The following is a 20762-nucleotide window of genomic DNA, read 5'->3' on the forward strand; positions in this document are numbered from 1 at the left end:
GGAGACGGACGGGAATGAGGTTGCAAAAACATGGAAAACGCAAATATGCCATTCATTGTCAGTATCGAACGCTTTAAACCGCATACGTATCAGCTGGAGCAGGGCGAAGGTTTCTTTATGTCCCACTCGCACGGGTACGATGAACTGACTCTTGTGCTCGAAGGTGAAGGGTATTACAGTTCCCCCCAACAAAATATTAAAGTCGCTGCCGGGGATATGATCGTGATCCCGCCGGGGCTTCACCATGGTTTTGTATGCACTACGCCTTGGCAGGGCATATCCGTGCATTACCGCATGGACATTTTACCTGTGCAGAGCCGCTATCCCTTTCACCGGTCGGACCAGGAAGGAGAGCGCATTCATCACGCCCATCTGACGCAGGATGATCTGCAGTGGGCCAATTTCAGTCTGGCCCGGTTGGAAAAAGAATGCTTGTCGGACGATCGGGACATGGATGGGCTGCATCTGAAACAGCTTGCATTGGAGACGGTGCTGCAATTGTTTCGGCGCAATCTTGTCCGTGAGCAGTCCAGTGAGGCAGGCCGTTCGGAGCAGAGGGTCATTCAGGACATTTTGAAGGAGATCCACATGAAGTATTTCACCTCCTTAACCGTAGGGGATCTTGCCGCCAAACATTTTATGTCCGAAAGCCATTTGCGCAAAAAATTCGTGGAGGCCGTCGGGGTCTCGCCCAAACAGTACATCATCAACTTGCGGATCAAAGAGGCGAAACGGCTGCTGAGGCAGTCGAGCAAAGCCATTGAGACGATTGCCGCCGAGGTCGGATTTACTTCATCGAGCCGTTTCTATGATTCGTTTGTGAAATCGGTAGGCGCAACGCCGCTGGAATGGCGGACCAATCAGCAATAATATAGCGATTTGATCGAAAACCGCCCTTGGGGCGGTTTTTTTCGACCGACGAAACCGATCAAAGGTGTTCTTTTTTTGAGCTTCAAATGAAGCGTTTTCATAATTGTTTATGAAACAGGTTTGCCAGATAATGAGAGAAGAATCGCGATATTACACATAACAAAGGGGAGGGCACATGAATTTGATCAACGAGAAAAACGTCTTCCGCAATCCAGTCGTTGCGCAGGCAGCCGATCCATGGGTGATGAAGCATACGGACGGTCAGTACTATTTCATGCACACGCGGTCGGATCGGTTGGAACTGGTGCAATCGGCATCTTTGGCCCGCATCGGAGAAGGCAAAAGGAAGGTCATTTGGAACCCAGAGCCGGGCGGTGCCTATAGCCGCAACTTGTGGGCGCCGGAGATCCATCATGCAGCGGGGAAATGGTACGTCTATTTTACCGCCAATGATGGGGGTGGCGATGAGACTCGCCGAATTTGCGTGCTGGAGAACGAACGCGCCAACCCTCTTGAAGGGGAATGGACGTGGAAAGGGGCACTGGACACTCCTGTTCCCGGATTGGACGGAACGGTGTTTACGCTAAGAGGAGAACTGTATTTTCTTTATGCCGGGTATGGTCACTTTCCCGATTACGGTTCGGCCATCTACATTATGCGTATGTCCAGTCCTATCAAGGTCGCTGGCGATCATGTGCTGCTCACGGCTCCGACCATGGACTGGGAGAAGCAGGGCGGCATGGCGATCAATGAAGGTCCGGTGCTGCTGCACAGAAACGGACGTGTATTCCTCGTATATTCCGCAAGTACGACTTGGTCCGAAGATTATTCTCTGGGCATGCTGACGATGAACGAGCAGGACGATCCGATGATTCCTAGTTCCTGGAGCAAGTCGGACAAACCTGTATTCAAAAAAAATCCGGAACACGCCGTGTACGCGACCGGACACAACAGTTTTACCAAGTCACCCGATGACACGGAGGATTGGATCGTTTACCATGCGCTCCCCGCTCCGGGAGCGGATACGGCACTGCGGGCAACACGCATTCAGCGTTTCGAATGGAACGAAGACGGAACTCCATGCTTTGGCGTGCCACTTGGCGATGAGCAAGAGCTTTCTTTTCCATCCGGTGATCACGGTGAGCGAGAGGGAAGGTAGTCGCTATGCGGCATTTGTTTCAAAAACAATGGAAGTAAACCGGAGTTTCTCCAGAACACCCTAAGGAGAAGCATTTTTTTAACATATGTTTCAAAAAAGAAAGATGAAAACGGTATCATTTTTATGTTTTGTACGTTTGACGGGTGTGGATTACAAAAAAACAATAATAAAAAAACGTTGTTCGAAAGGGCTTCCCACAAATCGATTCGGGGGGATTCGCATGACGAAATGGTCAAAACGTTTGATCACGCTTACCTTGCTGCCTGCGCTGGTGCTGTCCATCGCCGCCTGCAGCAGCACAGATGCCGGGCAGACGCCAGCTCCGGAAAAGGGAAATTCCATAGAGCGGAAGGAAGTGGCTTTTACCGATATTAGCTCAACGATCCGGGGGAATACAGCTCCTTCCCAAGCGCAGATCGATGAGGTCAATACAACGTTAAACGATACGTACTTGGGGGACCTGTTTGATCAAAAAATACCGAACGACTATTCCGCTTACCCGTATTCCAAAGATGTTACGCTGGATGTTTGGCTGCCTGCCGACCCGAACATCCCTGATATGAACAATCATAAGGTCCAAAAGCAGATCGAAAAGCTGACCGGCATCAAGGTCAACTTTATTACACCTCCCGTCGGACAGGAAGCGGATGCGTTCACGCTCATGATCTCGTCGGGCGAACTGCCGGATATCATCATCAACCCCGAGCGTTATCCGGGAGGCCTGGAAGCGGGTCTGAACGACGGCGCGTACATGGATCTGACCGATCTGATGGAAACCAACGCGCCCAACTACTCCGCATGGCGCAATTCGGACGAAATGCGCAGGAAAACGACGGTGACGGACGACGGCAAACTGCTTGGTTTCTATGGCATCGCACCGTATTCGGAATGGACCTGGTTCGGCACGTTGATCAAAAAGGAAGCCCTTGAAAAGACGGGGCTGGACGTACCGGCGACCATTGAGGAATGGCATACGTTTTTGCAAAAAAGCAAAGAAGTCGGTTATGCCGAACCGCTGAATTACGGCTCATCTTACGGCCAAATTTTTACTGGCATTATCAATGGCGCCTACGGCGTTTGGGACTGGACGTTCCTCGACAATAACGGAAAAGTAGCGTGGGGGCCTGCCCAGCCGAAGGCAAAGGAGTACTTGGCCACCATGCAGCAATGGAACAAGGAAGGCTTGCTCAACCGCGATTGGGCGACGGCGGATTTCAACCAGCGCATGGCGAGCGCGATATCGGACAAAACGTCTGTCATGATGGATTCGCCGGATACGATGTGGAGTTATTGGAAGCAGCAAAACGACATTGATTTTGTCGGTGCCCTGAACCCGGTCTTGAACGAAGGCGACAAGTCTGCTACAACGTACAAAAACTTCATGCGTACCGGTCGGGCTGCAGCGATTACGACCCAATGCAAAGACGTGGAAGCAGCGATGGCGTGGCTGGATTTTAACTACAGCAAAAAGGGCTGGGAAATCGTGAACTATGGCGAATACGGGACCGTGCACTTGATCGACGAGAATGGCAAACCCTATTTTCCGGAGGACAGCTATATTTACAACGATCCCGATGGTCAGCCTGTAGCCACAACGTTGCTCAAATACCGCATGCATTCTTGGCCGTCTATTCGCGACGAGCATCATTCCAATCCGCTAATCGTTGCAAAAGGCAGTTATTCGGGGGAGATCCGGAAGGAATGGACCGAGAACATGGATACGAGCATGGCCATGCCGCCGATCACGTTCACGCAGGAAGAAGCCTCCCGGGAAGCCGAACTGGGGAACCAGCTTGCGACGCTTCGCAGTGAATATTTTGCCAAAATCATCATGGGCGAGCTTCCGGTGGATGCGTACGACAAGTTCCTGAGCGAGGCGCAGAAGATGGGGCTGGATGAATTTCTGAGTCTGCACCAGGCTGCGCTGGACCGCTATAACCAAAGGTAGGGTGAAAGACATGCTGAAGGGAAGCGGAGAAGCCGGAAAAGAGGTGTTTATTCCATGCTGACGATACGTAAAAACAAAAACGTGGGCGGCCTGGCGACCGCTTCGCCGCGCGGAAGCAAACGGAACATGATCAAGAAAGACTTCAGGAAGAACTGGTTCGCCTACCTTCTCGCCATTCCGGTCATTGCCTGGTTTCTCGTGTTCTGCTACGGGCCGATGTGGGGTGTGCTGATCGCATTCAAGGACTATAAACCGCTCCTTGGCTTTGATGGCAGCCAGTGGGTGGGGTTCAAACATTTTATCGATTTTTTCGAAGGCCCGTACTTTTGGCGGGTCGTCAAAAATACGCTGCTGCTCAATGTTTGGGGCATCGTGTTTGGTTTCACGGCTCCCATCATTCTTGCGTTGATGCTGAACGAAGCCCGCGACGGCCGGTTCAAAAAAATAGTGCAGACGATCACGTACATGCCCCACTTCATTTCGCTCGTGGTCGTCTGCGGCATGATCCACATTTTTACGGCCGACGGGGGCATCCTGACCCAACTGCTCGAATTCATAACCGGCAAGGAGTACAGCTCGCTGCTCGGATACTCGTCCCTGTTCAGGCCGATCTACACCTTCTCGGGCATTTGGCAGAGCATCGGGTGGGAAAGCATCATCTATTTGGCGGCGATGAGCTCCATCGATCCCGCGTTGTACGAAGCTGCGGAGATCGACGGCGTGGGCAGGATCAAGAAGATGTGGCATATTACGCTGCCGCAGATCAGCCCGGTCATCGTCATCCTGTTCATTTTTGCGATCGGCGGCTTGATGGCTTCCGGATACGAAAAGATCATTCTTTTGTACAATCCGCTGACCTACGATACGGCTGACGTTATTGCGTCATATGTATATCGGCGCGGGCTGAGGGAAGCCAGCTTGAGTTATTCCACCGCCGTCGGCCTGTTAAGCTCGGTGATCAATTTTGCCTTGTTATGGGTCACGAACCGGCTTGCCAGACGTTATTCCGAGGTGAGTTTATGGTAGGAAGGCAAGAAGGAGGTGTGGGGATGAGCGTACGCAAATCGATGGGCAACCGCATGTTCGACGTGTTTAACTACACGCTGTTGACTGTGCTGACCCTGGCGTGCCTGTATCCGATTTTGCATATCGTGTTTGCGTCCTTCAGCGATCCGGCCAGGCTGGTTGCCCACAAAGGGCTGCTGCTGAAACCGCTCGGCTTCACGCTGGACGGATATAAGCTGATTTTCAAGGATAACAGCCTGCTGGTGGGGTACAAGAACACAATCATTTACGTCGGACTGGGTACCTTGATCAACATGGTCATGACGATCATGGGCGCGTTTGTGCTCTCTCGGCGGGACCTTTATTTCAAAAACGCCATCATGATCGTGATCACGATTACGATGTTTTTCGGGGGAGGGCTGATCCCCTGGTTTCTGCTCATGAAGGACATCGGCCTGTTCAACAACTTGTGGGCCATGGTTCTTCCGACCGCGCTGAGTACCTGGAACATCATCATCCTGCGGACCGGCTTTCAGGCGATTCCCGCCGAGTTGGAGGAGTCCGCGACCATTGACGGCGCAAGCCAGGCCCGCATCCTATTTTATGTCATTTTGCCGTTGTCGAAAGCGACGCTGGCGGTCATTTTCCTGTATTACCTCGTGGGGAACTGGAATTCCTGGTTCAACGCGATGGTGCTTTTGCAGGATCGGGACAAATTCCCGCTGCAGCTGCTGATGAAGGAGATTCTGGTCGCCAACGATTCGTCGGCAACGACGATGGGCAGCGCGGGCGGCGTCGTCATCGACAGTGCCGGAAGCTCGACCGCTTACCGGGAACTGGTCAAATATTGCACCATCGTTGTATCCACCATACCGATTCTGATGGTATATCCTTTCCTGCAGAAATATTTCGTCAAAGGGGTATACGTCGGTTCGATCAAAGGCTGAAGGAGATTGGTTAACCATGACAACTGAAAAGGCAACCGCAGCATCGATCGCGCGTGCGGATTATCCGAGACCGCAGTTTATGCGCAAGGCATGGAGCTGCTTGAATGGCGAATGGGAATTTCAGTTCGACGATGCTTGCATCGGCGAGGAAGAGAAATGGTACAGTACCGAACGGTTAACGGCATTTTCGCGTAAAATTCAGGTCCCGTTTGCCTTCCAAAGCCCGCTTAGCGGCATCGGTGATCCTTCGTTCCATGACATCGTATGGTATCGCCGAAGCTTCGAAGTCCCGGCCGACTGGAAGGGCAAACGGATCGTGCTCCATTTTGGTGCAGTGGATTATTCGGCCAAAGTGTGGGTGAACGGTAACCTTGTCGCGACGCATGAAGGAGGTCATACCCCGTTTCAGGCAGACATTACTTCCGCGCTGGCGGACAACGACAATTGGGTTGTCGTGCGCGCCGAGGATTTCAGTCGCGATGTTTCGCTGCCGCGGGGCAAGCAGTATTGGAAGGAGCAATCGGCGAGCATTTTCTACACCCGTACGACGGGAATTTGGCAAAGCGTGTGGCTTGAACCGGTCTCCCGCGTGCATTTATCCAGGATCAGGCTCACCCCTGACATCGATCGGAACGAAATCCGGGTGCGCGCTTTCCTGGAAGGTCTCCGTTCATCCGAAGAGCTGACGCTTGAAGTGTCGGTCACATATCAAGGAAAGCTTGTAGCAGAAGACCGGTACGGGATCAGACAGAATGAGGCGATGCGGACCATCGGTTTGAATGACTTTTTCGAACATGGCATGGGGCGTTTGTGGAGTCCGGAACATCCGCATTTGTATGACATTCACCTGCGTTTGCTGCGTGGAGAAGAATCCCTTGATGAAGTCGTCAGCTATTTCGGCATGCGCAAAGTATCGATCGAAGGCGGCAAGCTGTGCCTGAACAATCATCCTTACTTTCAGCGGCTGGTGCTGGACCAGGGATATTTCCCCGATGGCGTGCTGACTCCTCCTTCCGACGAGGCCATTCAAAAGGATATTGAGCTGGCCAAAGCGCTGGGCTTCAACGGCGTGCGCAAACACCAGAAAACGGAAGACCCCCGGTTTCTGTACTGGTGCGACCGGATGGGATTGCTGGTCTGGAGCGAGGCGGCGAACGCCTACGCCTATTCCGAATCGTACGTTCGACGTTTCACGAGGGAGTGGCAGGAGATCATCGAGCGAGATTACAATCACCCTTGCATCGTGACCTGGGTACCGTTGAACGAAAGCTGGGGGGTTCCGAACGTGCAGGTCGATGAGCGCCAGCAGCAGCATGGATTAGCGATGGTGCATCTGACCAAATCGCTCGACGGCAGCAGACCGGTCGTATATAACGATGGCTGGGAGCACATGACGACCGATCTGCTGACGATCCATGATTACGAGAGCCGCCAAGAGGTGCTGGAGGCGCGTTATGCGAGCGTTGAGTCCGTCACCGGTTCGATGCCGTCCAATCGCAGGCTGTTCGTTGGCGGAGCGGCTTACGAGGGTCAACCGATCCTGGTGTCGGAATTCGGGGGCATTGCGTTCAAAAAAAGCGAGTGGGAGGGCTGGGGCTACTCCGGTGCCGAGAACGAAGAGGAATTTCTGCAAAAGCTGGAGGCCGTCGTGCGGCCGATGTTCGATTCTCCGGTCGTGCAAGGGTATTGTTATACGCAATTGACCGACGTCGAACAGGAGATCAATGGACTGCTGACGTACGACAGACAGCCCAAGGCTCCGCTGGAAGCGATCCGCCGCATCATGGAAGGCCGGAGATAAGCCGTTCAAGTCCAATTTCGGAAGGAAGCGTGATGGATGATGAAGGTCAGGCATGGAAAAACACTGCTGCTCGCCCTATGTGCCCTGCTGGTATTCCCTATGGACGGTGCTTCTTATGCCGCCAGCACGCAGAACAACTTCTATAATGTCGTCATGCAGGATGGGGCGGACCCTTGGGTTTACAAACACACGGACGGATATTATTACTTTACGAAAACGACGGGCGGCAACGTCACGATCTGGAAATCCAAGCAGCTGACGACGATCGACGCGGCGCCTACCACGGTGGTAAACACCGGATGCTGCGGCATATGGGCTCCTGAGCTGCATTACATTAACGGGGCTTGGTACATCTATTATGCCAAAGATGATGGGGATAACGTGAACCATCGGATGTATGTCATGGAAAATACGTCCCCTGACCCGACGCAAGGCACTTGGCAGTATAAAGGGCAGATCACCGACCCGACGAACAAATGGGCCATCGACGGCACGGTGCTGCAAACAGGCGGGCAGCTGTATTTTATCTGGTCAGGCTGGGAAGGCGACACGAATGTGCGGCAGAATCTGTATATCGCGCATATGAGCAATCCATGGACCATCGACTCCAATCGGGTGGAAATCGCGCGGCCTACGTACGCTTGGGAAACGAACCATTCCCCCAACGTGAATGAGGGCCCCCAGGTCATCATCCGCAACGGCACGATCAGTCTGGTGTATTCGGCCAGCGGCAGCTGGACCAACGATTATTGCCTCGGGCTGATCACGGCCAGCACATCCAGCGATTTGCTGAATCCGGCGTCCTGGCAGAAACGAAGCCAGCCGATTTTCCGATCAGGCAACGGCTTATATGGCCCTGGCCATCATTCGTTCACGAAGTCTCCCGACGGTACGGAGGACTGGATCGTGTATCACACGGCCAAATTCAACAACAGCGGCTGGAATCGGGAAATTCGGATGCAAAAGTTCACGTGGAATGCGGACCATACGCCGAATCTGGGAGCCCCGGCCAATCCCAATCAACCGATCGCTTTGCCTTCGGGTGAAACAGCGGTTGTCCGGTACGAAGGCGAAGAGGGAACTTTCGGAGGTGCGGCCTACGCTTCGCAAAGTCCCAACGGTTCGGGAGGCTGGAAGGCAGGACATATCGATACTGCCGACAGTTATGTGGAATATGACGTCAACGTGCCGACTGCAGGCGAATACATCCTGCTGGCGAGAACAGCCAATGGCACGGAGGGCGGAAACTGGTCCAACCTGCGGTTAAGCGTAAATGCCGGCACCGCAAATGCGTTCCATATCACGAACAAGGGCTGGGAAAACTGGGGGCTGTCCACGGCCAGAATCCAGCTCAATGCAGGTGCGAACAAAATCAAATTCACCAAAGGAGACGGGTACGGCGAGATCGACTGCTTTGATATCAAGCCTGCCAATTGAGAGATATGATGGTCTGTTTGGGAGAGTTGTTTGCGTGCGGAGGAAGATGAGGAGTGCTCCCAACGCAGGTCATGAAATGAATATAGGTGCCCCGTTAGCGTAAAGCGCAGCGGGGCACCCCTTTTTTGAATGAGGGTGTGTACGGCGCTTGGATTGTAGGCGATAGTTGCGCCAGATTCTAGCGAACCTGAGCCACCTTATTAGGCCAATGTTCGGGTGTGAAAAAATGTAACGAACCTGAGGCACGTTATCGGCCCGCAAAAGCGCAGAAACTGCACGGATGAGGCGGAATAAGGTGACTGAAGTTCGTTAGGCACACAAAGTGGCGGAAAACGCTCGGATAAGACGTATGAGGTTTGTTTGCGCTCAGCCGAACGTCCTGGAAAAGGAGCGACCTCATCCAGCACATTTGCCTGCTGGCGAGAGTCGCTCCTTTTATGCAGCGAAGCTGCTTTTCCAAGCAAAGTTGCAGCCTCCAAAGATCAAGCCTGCTCGCAGTTCATCACTGCTCGCTCAAACGTGTACGACTCCCCGTCATTCGGTACGAGTACCTGTGAGGCGATGTTTTTCTCCTGCACGAATGCTTTCAGCTCGGCTCTCGACAGCGTCCAATGGTTTACGGCCTCCATATGCACCGACACGATCGTTGCTTCCGGCGCTGCTTTGTGTACTTCCAGGATGTCGTCTTTGCCCATCACAAGAGAGCCGCCTTGCAGAAACTGGTTGTCGCCGCCGTTAACCACGATCACGTCAGGACGGTGCGTCCGAATGGTTTGTCCCACTTCTTCGTACCAAACGGTGTCTCCGGCGACATAGAGCGTGGGTTCATCCGGATGTTTGAACACTACGCCGCAGACAACTCCGGCCAGATTCAAGATTTCGCCCCGGCCATGCTCACCTTTGGTTTTCACGAGCTGAATGTCCCCGAAAGTGGTATCCTGCTTCAGCACTTCCGTATGTTCAAAACCGTCCTCAGCCACTTTGGCTGCATCTGCTTCGTTTTGCACAAACATCTTGATTCCTTGGGGAAGCCGTTGTATGGCTGCCTCATCATAATGATCCAAATGAAGGTGCGTCACAATGACGGCGTCCACGTCGACAATTTGTTCGATCGGCAGCGGCAAACCTACGAGCGGATTCATCTGATCCTGTCTGACCGAGTTGGGAAACGGGGGATATGCACCTTGGTCAGCAAGAAAAGGATCGACCAAAAATGTTTTTCCGGCATATTGGATAATGATGGTTGCATTACGGATTTGCGTTATTTTCATGGGTAAGCGCTCCTTTATTTCAAGATGCCTTCAGTGTACAGGATGGACAGCGGCCGTTTACATAGATAAAATCAAGTCATTACCTGCTTTGGCTTGATTTATGAAAGAAAAGCGATCGGAAGAGGGTGCTGCACTTGCAGTGGCCTGGTATGATTGGTAAATGATTAATGCGGTTTCGATAGAGAGTGGATGAACGGACAGGGAGGGGGCGATGTCGTGCTGGATCAAACCGATGTGCGCATTTTGGAGGAGCTGTCCAGAAACAGCCGCATCACGATGAAAGAGCTTGGAGAAAAGGTTCACCTTACGGGGCAAGCGGCTGCGACAAGAGTGGCCAAGTTGGAAGATCAGGGCGTCATCGAGGGGTATACGATTAACATTAACCAATCTAAAATCGGATGTCAGGTGCATGCAATGATCACGATTTTTACGCAAAGCCTGCATCACAAACCGTACCTTGATTTCATCGAGGCATATAAGCCGAACATGCTTAATCATTACAAAATCAGCGGCGAAGGATGTTATATGCTGGAGAGCCGTTTTCCGTCCAATGAAGCGTTGGACCGATTTTTGGTAAAGCTGAACGAGCATGCAAACTACAAGTTAAACATCATCATTAACAAACTTTGATCTGCCTGACGATGTTACGTCATTGTTAACTTTTTGCCTGAAAAGTATTGAATTCTGGTTCTGCCTGTGTATAATATGAACTACAACTGAAATTCACAAATGTTTTCTAGGGTTCCGCGACGTCCTGTCGGCTGGTCCGAGAGAAAACTCACAGTCGCGAGCGACTGTGTCACGGAAGGATAAAAGCCTGGGAGATAAACTGCTGCATGCAGTTTTCTCCCGGGCTTTTTTTATTTTTGCTGCTTTACATCAATATTACATGCAGCGTAATCAAAAGGAGGATGCAGAAAATGAACAAGACATGGGGATCTGTCGTTATTGCGGCATTGTTTGAGGTTGGATGGGTCATCGGACTGAAACATGCCAGCGGATTTTTGGAATGGGGAGCCACGGTGATTGCCATTATTGTCAGTTTCACGTTAATGATTATGGCCGCGCGCACGCTTCAGGTCGGAACGGTGTATGCCGTGTTTGTCGGGTTGGGAACGGCCGGAACCGTCCTTGCGGAAATTTTGTTGTTCGGGGCGGGGGTGGAGGCGTCCAAACTGCTGCTGATCGGTGTGCTTTTGCTTGGCGTAATCGGTCTTAAAATGCTCAGCAAAGAAAAGAAACAAGAAAATGGGGTGCAGGAACGATGAACTGGGTATTTTTAATTTTGGCGGGGATTTTCGAAATGGTTGGCGTACTCATGATCAATAAATTCAACAAAGATCGGAATATGTTGTCCGTGATCTATATGATTGCAGGATTTGGCTTGAGTTTCTTCTTCTTGTCCTTGGCGATGAAAACACTGCCGATGGGAACGGCGTACGCCGTCTGGACCGGCATCGGAGCATCGGGCGGAGCGATTCTTGGCATGATTTTTTATGGTGAACCGCGGAATGCAGCAAGGATTTTGTTCATCGCCATGGTGCTTGGGTCGGCGGTCGGATTGAAATTGGTCAGTTGATGAATGAGAGATAGTAGCAGCCACGAACCGTGGAAACCATATTCGTCATGCACCTAAAAGAACAAAACACCCAAAAGAACCGGATGCCTCGGCATTCTGGTTCTTTTTGGCATTTTCAGAGCACCTGGCATTTCACTTGCCTTGTGCGTTCACATCGCTTCTTCGATCTCAGCCAACGTGCTGCTTTTGGACGTAGATTTCAGCCGTTGATTTGCGTAGATCAGCAGACCCAACACGATCCAGCCGGTACCGAGCAGCAGAGAGGAAGCTTCGAGCCTGGTGATGAGATACAGGATGAAGGTTGCGCCTAATAAAGGGAAGAGCATGCGGACGATCCAGTCCTGAATGCTGCGTCTTTTCTCGCGAATAATGTAATGGCAGATGACGGACAGATTCACGAACAGGAATGCGGTGAGCGCGCCGAAGCTGACAAACATGATCGCGGTTTCCAGGCTGATGAAGAGCGCCGCCAGCGAAATCAGGCTGACCAGCACGATATTGAACACGGGTGTGCGGAATTTGGGGTGGATCGAGCTGAATTTGCGCGGCAGCAGGGAGGATCTTCCCATCACGAACAACAGCCTGGAAACCGTAGTCATGGACGACATGCCTTGTGCAAGCACGGAGAAGATGACGACAAAAGTAAAGATGGACGCAAGCGTTCCGCCGCCGATGGCCTGCATCAATTCGAAACCTGCGGAGTCCATATGGCTGAACGTGAAGGATGGGAGCATCTGTTGAATCAGATACGCGGTCGCAAAATACATGATGCCGGCAGCGCTGACGATGATCAGAATGGCACGCGGAATCGTTTTTTCGGGGGTACGCGTTTCTTCCGCCATCGTGGTGATCGAGTCAAAACCGAGGAAAGAAAAGCAGACGAGCGATGCACCGGCCAATACGGCAGAGAGTGGGACGCCTTCGACGGAATTCAGGGGATTCAAGCCGGCAGTGATGCCTTGCGTCATCGCTTTATATACAAGAAAGGAACAGAAGCCGGCAATGAAGACGATCTGCATGAGCACAAAAACTTTGTTGACGTTCGCTGACGTTTTGATGCCAATGATGTTGATCGTCATCACGACCAGCGTAAGCAGAACGATCCAGACGGAAGAAGGGATGGAAGGGAACTGCGCATGGAGGTTAATCCCGAACATGAGCACGGCCACGATGCAGGAGAACAGGTAATCGAGCAGGATAACCCATCCGACCAAAAAGCCGATAAACGGATTCATCGCTTGACTTACGTAGGTGTAGGCAGAACCTGACACCGGGAACGCTTTGGCCATCTGTCCGTAACTGGCCGCGGTAAACAGAATGGCGATAAACGCAAGCACGTAAGCGGCCAGCAGCATGCCCTGGGAACCTTCATGAAGCACGCCAAAGCTTGTGAAAAATATCATCGGGGACATCCATGCCAATCCCATCGTCACCACATGGCTTAAGGAGAGATTTCTTTTCAGTGTTAGTTTTTGTGACATATTAAAACCTCCTTCAAAATTCATAACGAATCGATCGTTTTGTTCATGTTATAACACTTCACATTCTTGCAGGGCTTTTGTTAAAAATCAAGCCTTATTTTTCGCTATAACCGAACGTTTGGTTATTTTCTTTAGTAGAATTTTCGCGGTTTTGAATAAAGGATGTGAAAAAACACAAGCCGAAAGACCTGTTCTTGAACTTTTTTCAAAAAAACTATTGTGATTCATGATTTTACGTGTTAGTATTCATAACATGAATTGCATAAAATGTTTTCTAGGGTTCCGGGCCGCTAACGTCGGCCGACTGGTCCGAGAGAAAACGCATCAGGAATCCGATCTGATGTACACGGCGGGACAAAAGCCCGGGAGAATCGATCAAAGAGCGATCTTTGATGTTTCTCCCGGGCTTTTTTCTATACTTTTTTTCAGGAGGAATGAACAATGACAGTCCCATTCACAATGACATTGCAGCCTGGCGGCAAATGGTCCGCCCGCATAGGCCGAGGGAAGAACATTACCCTTAAGGCAACCGGAGAACGCGCCAATGTTGCGGCACTGCTGTTCCATACACTCGATCCGGCCGAGCGCTATAACATGCCAGATACGTTGAAAGCCCAGCACACCGCATTTTTGACAAGCGGCAACGTACTGATGAGCGATCAAGGCAGAGTGCTCGCTTCGATCACGGAGGATTCGGTCGGATGGCATGATCCGTTATCCAGTTATACGACTCGGGAAGCTACGGACGAAAAATACGGAACGACAACATACCAGGCGCAGCGTAATGACTGGCTGCGAAACGGCGAAGAGAACTTCAGGGTAGAGCTGTTCCGCCATAACCTGTCGCCACGCGATATCGCGGTCCCGGTCAACTTTTTCTCCAAAGTGGTTTGCGAACGGGACGGCACGATGCGATACACGGCTCAGGAAACATCTGGCCGGTCGGTTACGCTCCGCACGGAGATGGATATTTTGCTGGTTCTATCGAATACGCCGCATCCGCTTGATCCTTCAGATCAATATCCGGATGCAAGCATCATCGTTACCGTGACCGACGCCGAACCTGTATCGGAACTTGATCCATGCGTACTTCATTGCGGCGAAAACCGCAGAGCCTTCGAAAATACATGGAATGCCTATGCATTGATGAAAGGGGTCAACTAATATGAGCACATTTCAACCTGTACAAAGCGAGATGCGCACCGAAAACGCCATCTACGAACATATCATTCCAGCAGGAGACGGTTGGCTGCATGATCTGCTGCCAGGACAAACGCTGCGCATCGTTGATATGGAAGGCAATCAAGCGGTGGATACGCTGTTTTATTCCACGTCAGACCCGTCCGACCACTACAGCGCGGTGCGGACGATTACCCAACAGGGCAATCTGTACTTGACCACAGGTTCGACGCTGCTCGCCGAATCGGGCCAGGCACTGCTCCGAATTACAGCCGATACCTGCGGCAGGCATGATACGATCGGCGGCGCTTGTTCGGCACAGAGCAACACGGTGCGTTATGCGCACGATACACTTCCGATGCATAACTGCCGCGATACGTTTATGCTGATGCTTTCCCGGCGGGAGGAATATACGAAGCGGGACTTGGCGCCAAACGTCAATTTCTTCATGAATGTTCCGGTCACGCCGGAAGGCGAGCTGACGTTTGCCGACGGCATTTCCGCACCTGGCCGTTACGTGGAATTGCTGGCTCTGGCTCCGGTCACCGTGCTGATCAGCAACTGTCCGCAATTGAACAATCCATGCAATGCCTATAACCCTACTCCAGCCAAAGTGCTTGTATGGGATGCAGAAGGAGTGAACGCGCATGTTTAAAAAAGTACTCATTGCCAACCGCGGTGCCATTGCGGTGCGCATCATGCGGACGTTGCGCCGGATGGGCGTATCCAGCGCAGCCATTTACACCAAAGCGGACCGGGACAGCCTCCATGTGGAACATGCAGACGAGGCGATCCTGATCGGGGAAGGTCCGGCCAGAGAGAGCTACGTGAACGCCGAATTGGTTCTGCAGACGGCCATCGAGGCTGGTGCAGACGCCATTCATCCGGGATACGGGTTTCTGAGCGAAAATGCGGCATTTGCGAGAGCGTGCGCAGAGAAGGGCATCGCCTTCATCGGGCCATCCCCCGAACATATTGAGCTGTTCGGCTTGAAGCATACGGCACGGGCGATGGCCGCGGAAGCAGGCGTACCGCTGCTGCCCGGCACGGAATTGATGAACACGCTGGAGGAAGCGGTTCAAGAAGCGGACCAAATCGGTTATCCGGTCATGCTGAAATCGACGGCAGGCGGCGGCGGAATCGGAATGCGGGGCTGCGAGCATGAAGAAGCGCTGAGGGAAGCTTTCGAATCGGTATCGCGCCTCGCGGCGGCCCATTTCAACGACGGCGGCGTTTTTCTGGAAAAGTACATCGCTCGCGCACGTCATGTCGAGGTTCAAATTTTCGGTATCGGCAGCGGCGAAGCGTTTGCATTGGGAGAACGCGACTGTTCCGTGCAGCGCCGCAACCAGAAAATCATTGAAGAGACCCCGGCACCGTGCCTGCCTGACGATGTCCGGAAAGAGATGCATGAGTGCGCGCGCAGGCTGGCGATGTCGGCAGGGTATCGCAATGCGGGAACGGTGGAGTTTCTTTACGATCCGGATGAGGAGCGTTTCTATTTCCTTGAGGTGAACACGAGGCTTCAGGTAGAGCACGGCGTGACGGAAGAAGTGCTTGGCATTGATTTGGTCGAATGGATGGTCAAAGAAGCGGCCAATGAATGCGGTTCGCTGAATGTGTCTGTACCTGCGCCGACAGGTCATAGTTTGCAGGTGCGGTTGTACGCAGAGGATTGCATGAACGAGTTCCGGCCAAGCGATGGACGCATCGATGCCATCCATTGGCCTGAAGGGGTGCGGATCGAGAGTTGGATTCAGCCGGGGTTACATGTAACGACGCTGTATGATCCAATGCTGGCGAAATTGATCGTGCGTGCCGAGACGCGGAGCGAAGCCATTGCCAAGATGAAAGTCGCGCTGCAGCAGCTCCGCGTGTACGGCGTGACCACCAATCAGTCATATATTGAAGCGTTCCTGGATAACGATGCATTCGCAAGCGGAACGGTGCATACCCGAATGCTTTCCGGCTTTAAACCGATGGAGCATGCGATCGAAGTGCTCGATGGCGGCGTACAGACTACCGTGCAGGATAGCCCGGGCAGAATCGGGTACTGGGATATCGGAGTGCCGCCATCCGGCCCGATGGATCAGCTTGCTTTTCGCATCGGCAACCGGCTGCTGGGCAATGAAGAACAAGCGGCCGGACTGGAGATGACGCTTCGCGGGGGATCATACCGTTTCAGGGATGAGCTCACTTTTTGTTTGACAGGTGCAAATATGAATGCCGAGCTGGATGGCGTCATTGTTGAACCCTATTCACCGATCACTGCCTCTCCTGGCGCAGTGCTGACCTTGGGCGAGGCCAAACAAGGGATGCGGACATATCTGCTCGTAGCCGGAGGACTTGACATGCCGCTTACGCTCGGGAGTGCGGCGACGTTTACGCTGGGAGGCTTCGGCGGACATGGAGGCAGTGCGCTGCGGACCGGAGCCGTCCTTCGGGTGGGCAAAGCCAAAGGAAGCCCGCTTGCTCCGCTTGCAGCGGATCGCAGACCCGAGTATAGCAATGAATGGACGATTGGCGTCATCCCGGGTCCGCATTGCACCGACGAGTACGTTCTGCCCGCGTATCTTGGCCAGTTGACCGAGACAACATGGGAAGTGCATTTCAACAGCTCCAGAACCGGCGTCCGCCTGATCGGCCCGGCTCCGCTGTGGGCGAGAACCGATGGTGGGGACGCCGGACTGCATCCGTCCAACATTCATGATAACGCGTATGCCGTCGGCGCGCTGGATTTGACGGGCGACATGCCGATCCTGCTCGGACCGGACGGGCCGAGTCTCGGCGGATTTGTCTGTCCCGTAACGACGGCGACCGCAGAACTATGGAAGCTGGGTCAATTAAGCCCTGGCGACAAGGTTCGTTTCAAGTTGATCACCGTCGAAGAAGCAGAACGGCTCAGAGCGGAGCAAGAGGAGTATGTGCAACAGCTTGACGTTCAACCATTGCTGCCAGCGCTGCCCGAAACGTCCAGGGGCGATTACATGCCGATCCTGGCCCAAGCGACGGAAGGCAGACGTTTTGCCATCGCCATCCGCTGCTCCGGCGACGAGAACATCCTCGTGGAATACGGGGAGCGGGAGTTGAATCTGCTGTATCGTTTCCAGGCGTACGTGCTTATGGAAGCCATCAAATCTAGTGGAAACATTCCGTTCATCGAGCTGACTCCCGGCATCCGATCGCTGCAAATCCATCTCGATGCGTCCCGTATGTCCGTTAAAGAAGCGGCTGCATTGGTGATGGAGTTGGACTTGCAGCTTCCGGAGCTGGAAACGATCGAAGTGCCTTCACGGATCGTCAAACTGCCGCTCTCCTGGGATGATCCGGCGACGCGTCTCGCCATTGAGCGTTACCAGCAAAACGTTAGACCGGATGCGCCGTGGTGCCCGAGCAATCTGGAATTTATCCGGCGCATGAACGGGCTGGGTTCATTGGAGGAAGTTGCCGAAATTGTGTTTAATGCTTCGTATCTCGTCATGGGGCTCGGCGACGTGTATCTCGGAGCACCGGTTGCAGTGCCGCTGGACCCCCGCCACCGGCTCGTGACGACTAAGTATAACCCTGCGCGCACGTGGACGCCGGAAAACGCCGTAGGCATCGGCGGCGCATATCTTTGCGTATACGGGATGGAAGGTCCGGGCGGATATCAATTCGTCGGTCGTACGGTGCAGATGTGGAACACGTTCAGAGAGACGAACCATTTTGAAGCAGGAAAGCCTTGGTTGCTGCAATTTTTCGATCAGCTTCAATTCTATCCGGTGTCGGAAGCGGAGCTTCTGAAGATGCGCGAAGAATTTCCGCGTGGCGGCTTTGCCGTCGAGGTGGAGGAGACCACGTTCCATTTGGGCACGTACCTGGAATGGTTGAACTCGATCGCCGAGGAATCAGGCAGCTTCCGTAAGCAGCAGCAGAGCGCATTCCAGGCCGAACGGAACTATTGGAAGGAGCTTGGCATTGCCGAATACGTCTCCGAGCCTGAAGCCGCGGCTGCGCTGGAAGAGGTAGAGATGCCTGAGGGCAGTCTCGGCATGAGCAGTTCCATGTCGGGCAGCGTGTGGAAGGTGTTGGTCGAGCCAGGCCAAGAGGTTCGTAAAGGCGACACTATTATAATAGAAGAAAGTATGAAAATGGAGTTCCCACAGCTGGCTCCGGCAGATGGAGTTATTGCTTCGATCTACGTTTCGCCAGGGGATCAGATCAAGTCGGGAGACTGGATTGCGGCGATCATTCCGGCGATCAAGGAGGAGGTTGTGCGATGACGATCAATGCCGTTCCGAAAAAGATGACCATCGATGCGCTTCGTACCGGTTATCTCCGTGGCAGCTTCACGCCTTCGGAGGTGGTGGAGAGCATCATCAGGCGGGCAAGCGATACGGAAGATGATCATGTCTGGATCACGCCGCCGTCGATGGAGTTGATTGCCCCATATCTGAACAATATTCAACATTTGTCCATCGCCGATTATCCGCTGTGGGGCATCCCGTTTGCCATCAAAGACAATATTGAAGTGCAGGGCTGGCCCGTGACGGCAGGTTGTCCCGAGTATGAGCGCGAGTCGGAGCGGCATGCAGCTGTCGTGGAAAGATTGGTCGCTGCCGGCGCCATCCCGGTCGGCAAAACCAACCTCGACCAGTTCGCCACAGGGCTTGTAGGTACAAGAAGCCCATATGGTGAAACGCATAACGCTTTGCGGCCTGAGCTCATCAGCGGAGGATCAAGCTCGGGTTCGGCGGTAGCCGTGGCTCTGGGGCAGGCAGCTTTCGCGCTCGGCACCGATACCGCCGGTTCGGGCAGGGTGCCAGCCGCACTCCACGGTCTTGTCGGGTACAAACCGGCTGTAGGGGCATGGCCTTCCACCGGTTTGGTGCCCGCATGCCGGAGCATCGACTGCATCACCGTTTTTGCGCATGCGCTCGGAGATGCCGTCGCCGTCGATGGCGTGGTGCGGGGGCCGCATCCCGAAGATGCTTTCTCGAAAGCGCGCCCTCTTGGGCCGTCCCGCGCACCTGCCAGATGGTTGTTTCCCAAAGGCGACCTGACGTTTTTCGGCCCGTTTGCCGAAGCGTATGAAGCGGCCTGGAAAGGGGCGAAACAAACCTTGCTGCAGTCAGGGATCAGCGTGGAGGAGGTCGATGTGTCCCTGCTGCAAGAGGCTGCTGCGCTTCTGTATGAAGGACCGCTCGTCGCTGAACGGTGGGCGGATTTGGAGTCGTTTGTGCAGGCGCATCCCGGAGCCTTGTTTCCCGTAACCGAAGATATATTGCGCACAGGCGGCAAAACGGAATTTACGGCAGCTTCGCTGTTCCGGGCGCAGCACCGTCTGGCCGAGATTCGCCGCAGCACGGAAGTTTTGCTGAAAGATGCCGTCCTTGTCCTGCCCACATGTGGAGGAACGTGGACGAGGGCACAAGTGCGGCAGGACCCGATTCGAACGAACAGCCTAATGGGGCTGTATACGAATCATTGCAACCTGCTCGATTTAAGCGCCGTTGCTGTTCCAGCAGGAGATGCGGCAGAACATCTGCCGTTTGGACTGACGCTGTTTACGCTGCCGGATCAGGAAGCGGTTATGGTAGAAGCTGCAAAATGGGTGGAGCGGAGCCAAGAACGCATGTTGGTGGCCGTTTGCGGGCTGCATATGAGAGGTATGGCGCTGGAACCTCAGATGACCGGGCTGGGGGCTTATTTTGTGGAAGAGGCGCGGACTGCACCGGAATATCGCTTGTATCGATTGGATACGCATCCGGCCAAGCCTGGCTTGGTTCATGTGCTTGAAGAGGGCGAATCCATCGCATTGGAGCTGTGGAGCATGCCGATTTCCTCTTTTGGCCTTTTCACGGCAGCCATTCCCGCCCCGCTCGGTATCGGCAAAATCCGGTTGCAGGACGGCAGAGTTGTGTCCGGTTTTAGTTGTGAAGCCTCGGCTGCACCAGAGGGCGTGGATATCACGTCCATGGGTGGATGGAGGAACGCGGAAGCGAATAACACTGTCTCGCATACAAGCTAAACACGATAACGAAGCGGCTGATCCTAAGGATCGCCGCTTTTTCGTCGTCCGTAAAATTTTTACATAAGCCATATA

At 53.4% G+C, this 20762-nt stretch carries 16 protein-coding genes and 2 riboswitches; of the genes, 14 read left to right on the forward strand and 2 right to left on the reverse strand.

What is annotated here, in order from left to right:
* Positions 1-30 precede the first annotated feature (30 nt).
* The 7 genes from MKY59_RS13030 (at position 31) to MKY59_RS13060 (ending at position 9167) form a co-directional block, all read left to right on the forward strand.
* On the forward strand, positions 31-870 hold the full coding sequence (locus tag MKY59_RS13030) for an AraC family transcriptional regulator (protein ID WP_236416853.1): 840 nt from the start codon (positions 31-33) through the stop codon (positions 868-870).
* A gap of 175 nt (positions 871-1045) precedes the next feature.
* Complete coding sequence (locus tag MKY59_RS13035; RefSeq protein ID WP_339277935.1) at positions 1046-2029, forward strand: glycoside hydrolase family 43 protein; 984 nt, start codon at positions 1046-1048, stop codon at positions 2027-2029.
* 220 nt (positions 2030-2249) lie between these two features.
* The gene (locus tag MKY59_RS13040) at positions 2250-3977 is read left to right on the forward strand and encodes an extracellular solute-binding protein (RefSeq protein ID WP_339277936.1); all 1728 of its coding nucleotides are present in this window, start codon (positions 2250-2252) and stop codon (positions 3975-3977) included.
* 54 nt (positions 3978-4031) lie between these two features.
* Entirely contained in the window at positions 4032-5003 is a 972-nt protein-coding gene (locus MKY59_RS13045; RefSeq protein ID WP_339277937.1) for an ABC transporter permease subunit, read from the forward strand.
* 23 nt (positions 5004-5026) lie between these two features.
* Positions 5027-5929 carry a carbohydrate ABC transporter permease gene (locus MKY59_RS13050; protein WP_236416862.1) on the forward strand — a complete coding sequence of 301 codons (903 nt, stop codon included), beginning with the start codon at positions 5027-5029 and terminating at the stop codon, positions 5927-5929.
* A gap of 79 nt (positions 5930-6008) precedes the next feature.
* Positions 6009-7730 carry a sugar-binding domain-containing protein gene (locus MKY59_RS13055; protein ID WP_339278383.1) on the forward strand — a complete coding sequence of 574 codons (1722 nt, stop codon included), beginning with the start codon at positions 6009-6011 and terminating at the stop codon, positions 7728-7730.
* Positions 7731-7769: 39 nt separating this feature from the next.
* Positions 7770-9167, forward strand: a complete 1398-nt coding sequence (locus MKY59_RS13060; protein WP_339278384.1) for a family 43 glycosylhydrolase — start codon at positions 7770-7772, stop codon at positions 9165-9167.
* Between the two features lie 482 nt (positions 9168-9649).
* Here MKY59_RS13060 and MKY59_RS13065 read toward each other — a convergent pair whose 3' ends face one another.
* Positions 9650-10438, reverse strand: a complete 789-nt coding sequence (locus MKY59_RS13065) for an MBL fold metallo-hydrolase (RefSeq protein WP_339277938.1) — start codon at positions 10436-10438, stop codon at positions 9650-9652.
* Positions 10439-10654: 216 nt separating this feature from the next.
* On the opposite strand from MKY59_RS13065, the gene MKY59_RS13070 reads away from it, so the two are divergent.
* From MKY59_RS13070 to MKY59_RS13080, 3 genes are all read left to right on the forward strand, one after another.
* Complete coding sequence (locus MKY59_RS13070) at positions 10655-11068, forward strand: Lrp/AsnC family transcriptional regulator (RefSeq protein WP_339277939.1); 414 nt, start codon at positions 10655-10657, stop codon at positions 11066-11068.
* Positions 11069-11163: 95 nt separating this feature from the next.
* Positions 11164-11264: riboswitch (guanidine-I (ykkC/yxkD leader) on the forward strand.
* A 94-nt stretch (positions 11265-11358) separates the two neighbouring features.
* The gene (locus MKY59_RS13075; protein WP_339277940.1) at positions 11359-11706 is read left to right on the forward strand and encodes an SMR family transporter; all 348 of its coding nucleotides are present in this window, start codon (positions 11359-11361) and stop codon (positions 11704-11706) included.
* Positions 11703-12017, forward strand: a complete 315-nt coding sequence (locus MKY59_RS13080) for a multidrug efflux SMR transporter (RefSeq protein ID WP_236416872.1) — start codon at positions 11703-11705, stop codon at positions 12015-12017. The genes MKY59_RS13075 and MKY59_RS13080 overlap by 4 nt, the downstream gene beginning before the upstream one ends.
* A 149-nt stretch (positions 12018-12166) precedes the next feature.
* Here MKY59_RS13080 and MKY59_RS13085 read toward each other — a convergent pair whose 3' ends face one another.
* Positions 12167-13498, reverse strand: a complete 1332-nt coding sequence (locus tag MKY59_RS13085) for an amino acid permease (RefSeq protein WP_339277941.1) — start codon at positions 13496-13498, stop codon at positions 12167-12169.
* A gap of 263 nt (positions 13499-13761) precedes the next feature.
* Positions 13762-13869: riboswitch (guanidine-I (ykkC/yxkD leader) on the forward strand.
* A gap of 70 nt (positions 13870-13939) precedes the next feature.
* Between MKY59_RS13085 and MKY59_RS13090 the strand changes: the two genes are divergently transcribed.
* Genes MKY59_RS13090 through atzF form a run of 4 tightly spaced genes read left to right on the forward strand, consistent with a single transcriptional unit; the run spans position 13940 to position 20687 of the window.
* Positions 13940-14662 (forward strand): urea amidolyase associated protein UAAP1, encoded by a 723-nt coding sequence (locus MKY59_RS13090; RefSeq protein WP_339277942.1) that lies wholly within the window; start codon positions 13940-13942, stop codon positions 14660-14662.
* A gap of 1 nt (position 14663) precedes the next feature.
* Complete coding sequence (locus MKY59_RS13095; protein WP_339277943.1) at positions 14664-15332, forward strand: urea amidolyase associated protein UAAP2; 669 nt, start codon at positions 14664-14666, stop codon at positions 15330-15332.
* Positions 15325-18939, forward strand: a complete 3615-nt coding sequence (gene uca / locus MKY59_RS13100) for an urea carboxylase (protein ID WP_339277944.1) — start codon at positions 15325-15327, stop codon at positions 18937-18939. The genes MKY59_RS13095 and uca overlap by 8 nt, the downstream gene beginning before the upstream one ends.
* Positions 18936-20687 (forward strand): allophanate hydrolase, encoded by a 1752-nt coding sequence (gene atzF / locus MKY59_RS13105; protein WP_339277945.1) that lies wholly within the window; start codon positions 18936-18938, stop codon positions 20685-20687. The genes uca and atzF overlap by 4 nt, the downstream gene beginning before the upstream one ends.
* Positions 20688-20762 lie beyond the last annotated feature (75 nt).

It is taken from the genome of Paenibacillus sp. FSL W8-0426 (genome assembly GCF_037969725.1).
Lineage (GTDB): Bacteria > Bacillota > Bacilli > Paenibacillales > Paenibacillaceae > Paenibacillus > Paenibacillus hubeiensis.

Coding starts and splice junctions, on each gene's coding strand:
- MKY59_RS13030 (WP_236416853.1), top strand. CDS start 31: ATGGAAAACGCAAATATGCCATTCATTGTCAGTATCGAACGCTTTAAA.
- MKY59_RS13035 (WP_339277935.1), top strand. CDS start 1,046: ATGAATTTGATCAACGAGAAAAACGTCTTCCGCAATCCAGTCGTTGCG.
- MKY59_RS13040 (WP_339277936.1), top strand. CDS start 2,250: ATGACGAAATGGTCAAAACGTTTGATCACGCTTACCTTGCTGCCTGCG.
- MKY59_RS13045 (WP_339277937.1), top strand. CDS start 4,032: ATGCTGACGATACGTAAAAACAAAAACGTGGGCGGCCTGGCGACCGCT.
- MKY59_RS13050 (WP_236416862.1), top strand. CDS start 5,027: ATGAGCGTACGCAAATCGATGGGCAACCGCATGTTCGACGTGTTTAAC.
- MKY59_RS13055 (WP_339278383.1), top strand. CDS start 6,009: ATGCGCAAGGCATGGAGCTGCTTGAATGGCGAATGGGAATTTCAGTTC.
- MKY59_RS13060 (WP_339278384.1), top strand. CDS start 7,770: ATGAAGGTCAGGCATGGAAAAACACTGCTGCTCGCCCTATGTGCCCTG.
- MKY59_RS13065 (WP_339277938.1), bottom strand. CDS start 10,438: ATGAAAATAACGCAAATCCGTAATGCAACCATCATTATCCAATATGCC.
- MKY59_RS13075 (WP_339277940.1), top strand. CDS start 11,359: ATGAACAAGACATGGGGATCTGTCGTTATTGCGGCATTGTTTGAGGTT.
- MKY59_RS13080 (WP_236416872.1), top strand. CDS start 11,703: ATGAACTGGGTATTTTTAATTTTGGCGGGGATTTTCGAAATGGTTGGC.
- MKY59_RS13085 (WP_339277941.1), bottom strand. CDS start 13,498: ATGTCACAAAAACTAACACTGAAAAGAAATCTCTCCTTAAGCCATGTG.
- MKY59_RS13090 (WP_339277942.1), top strand. CDS start 13,940: ATGACAGTCCCATTCACAATGACATTGCAGCCTGGCGGCAAATGGTCC.
- MKY59_RS13095 (WP_339277943.1), top strand. CDS start 14,664: ATGAGCACATTTCAACCTGTACAAAGCGAGATGCGCACCGAAAACGCC.
- uca (WP_339277944.1), top strand. CDS start 15,325: ATGTTTAAAAAAGTACTCATTGCCAACCGCGGTGCCATTGCGGTGCGC.
- atzF (WP_339277945.1), top strand. CDS start 18,936: ATGACGATCAATGCCGTTCCGAAAAAGATGACCATCGATGCGCTTCGT.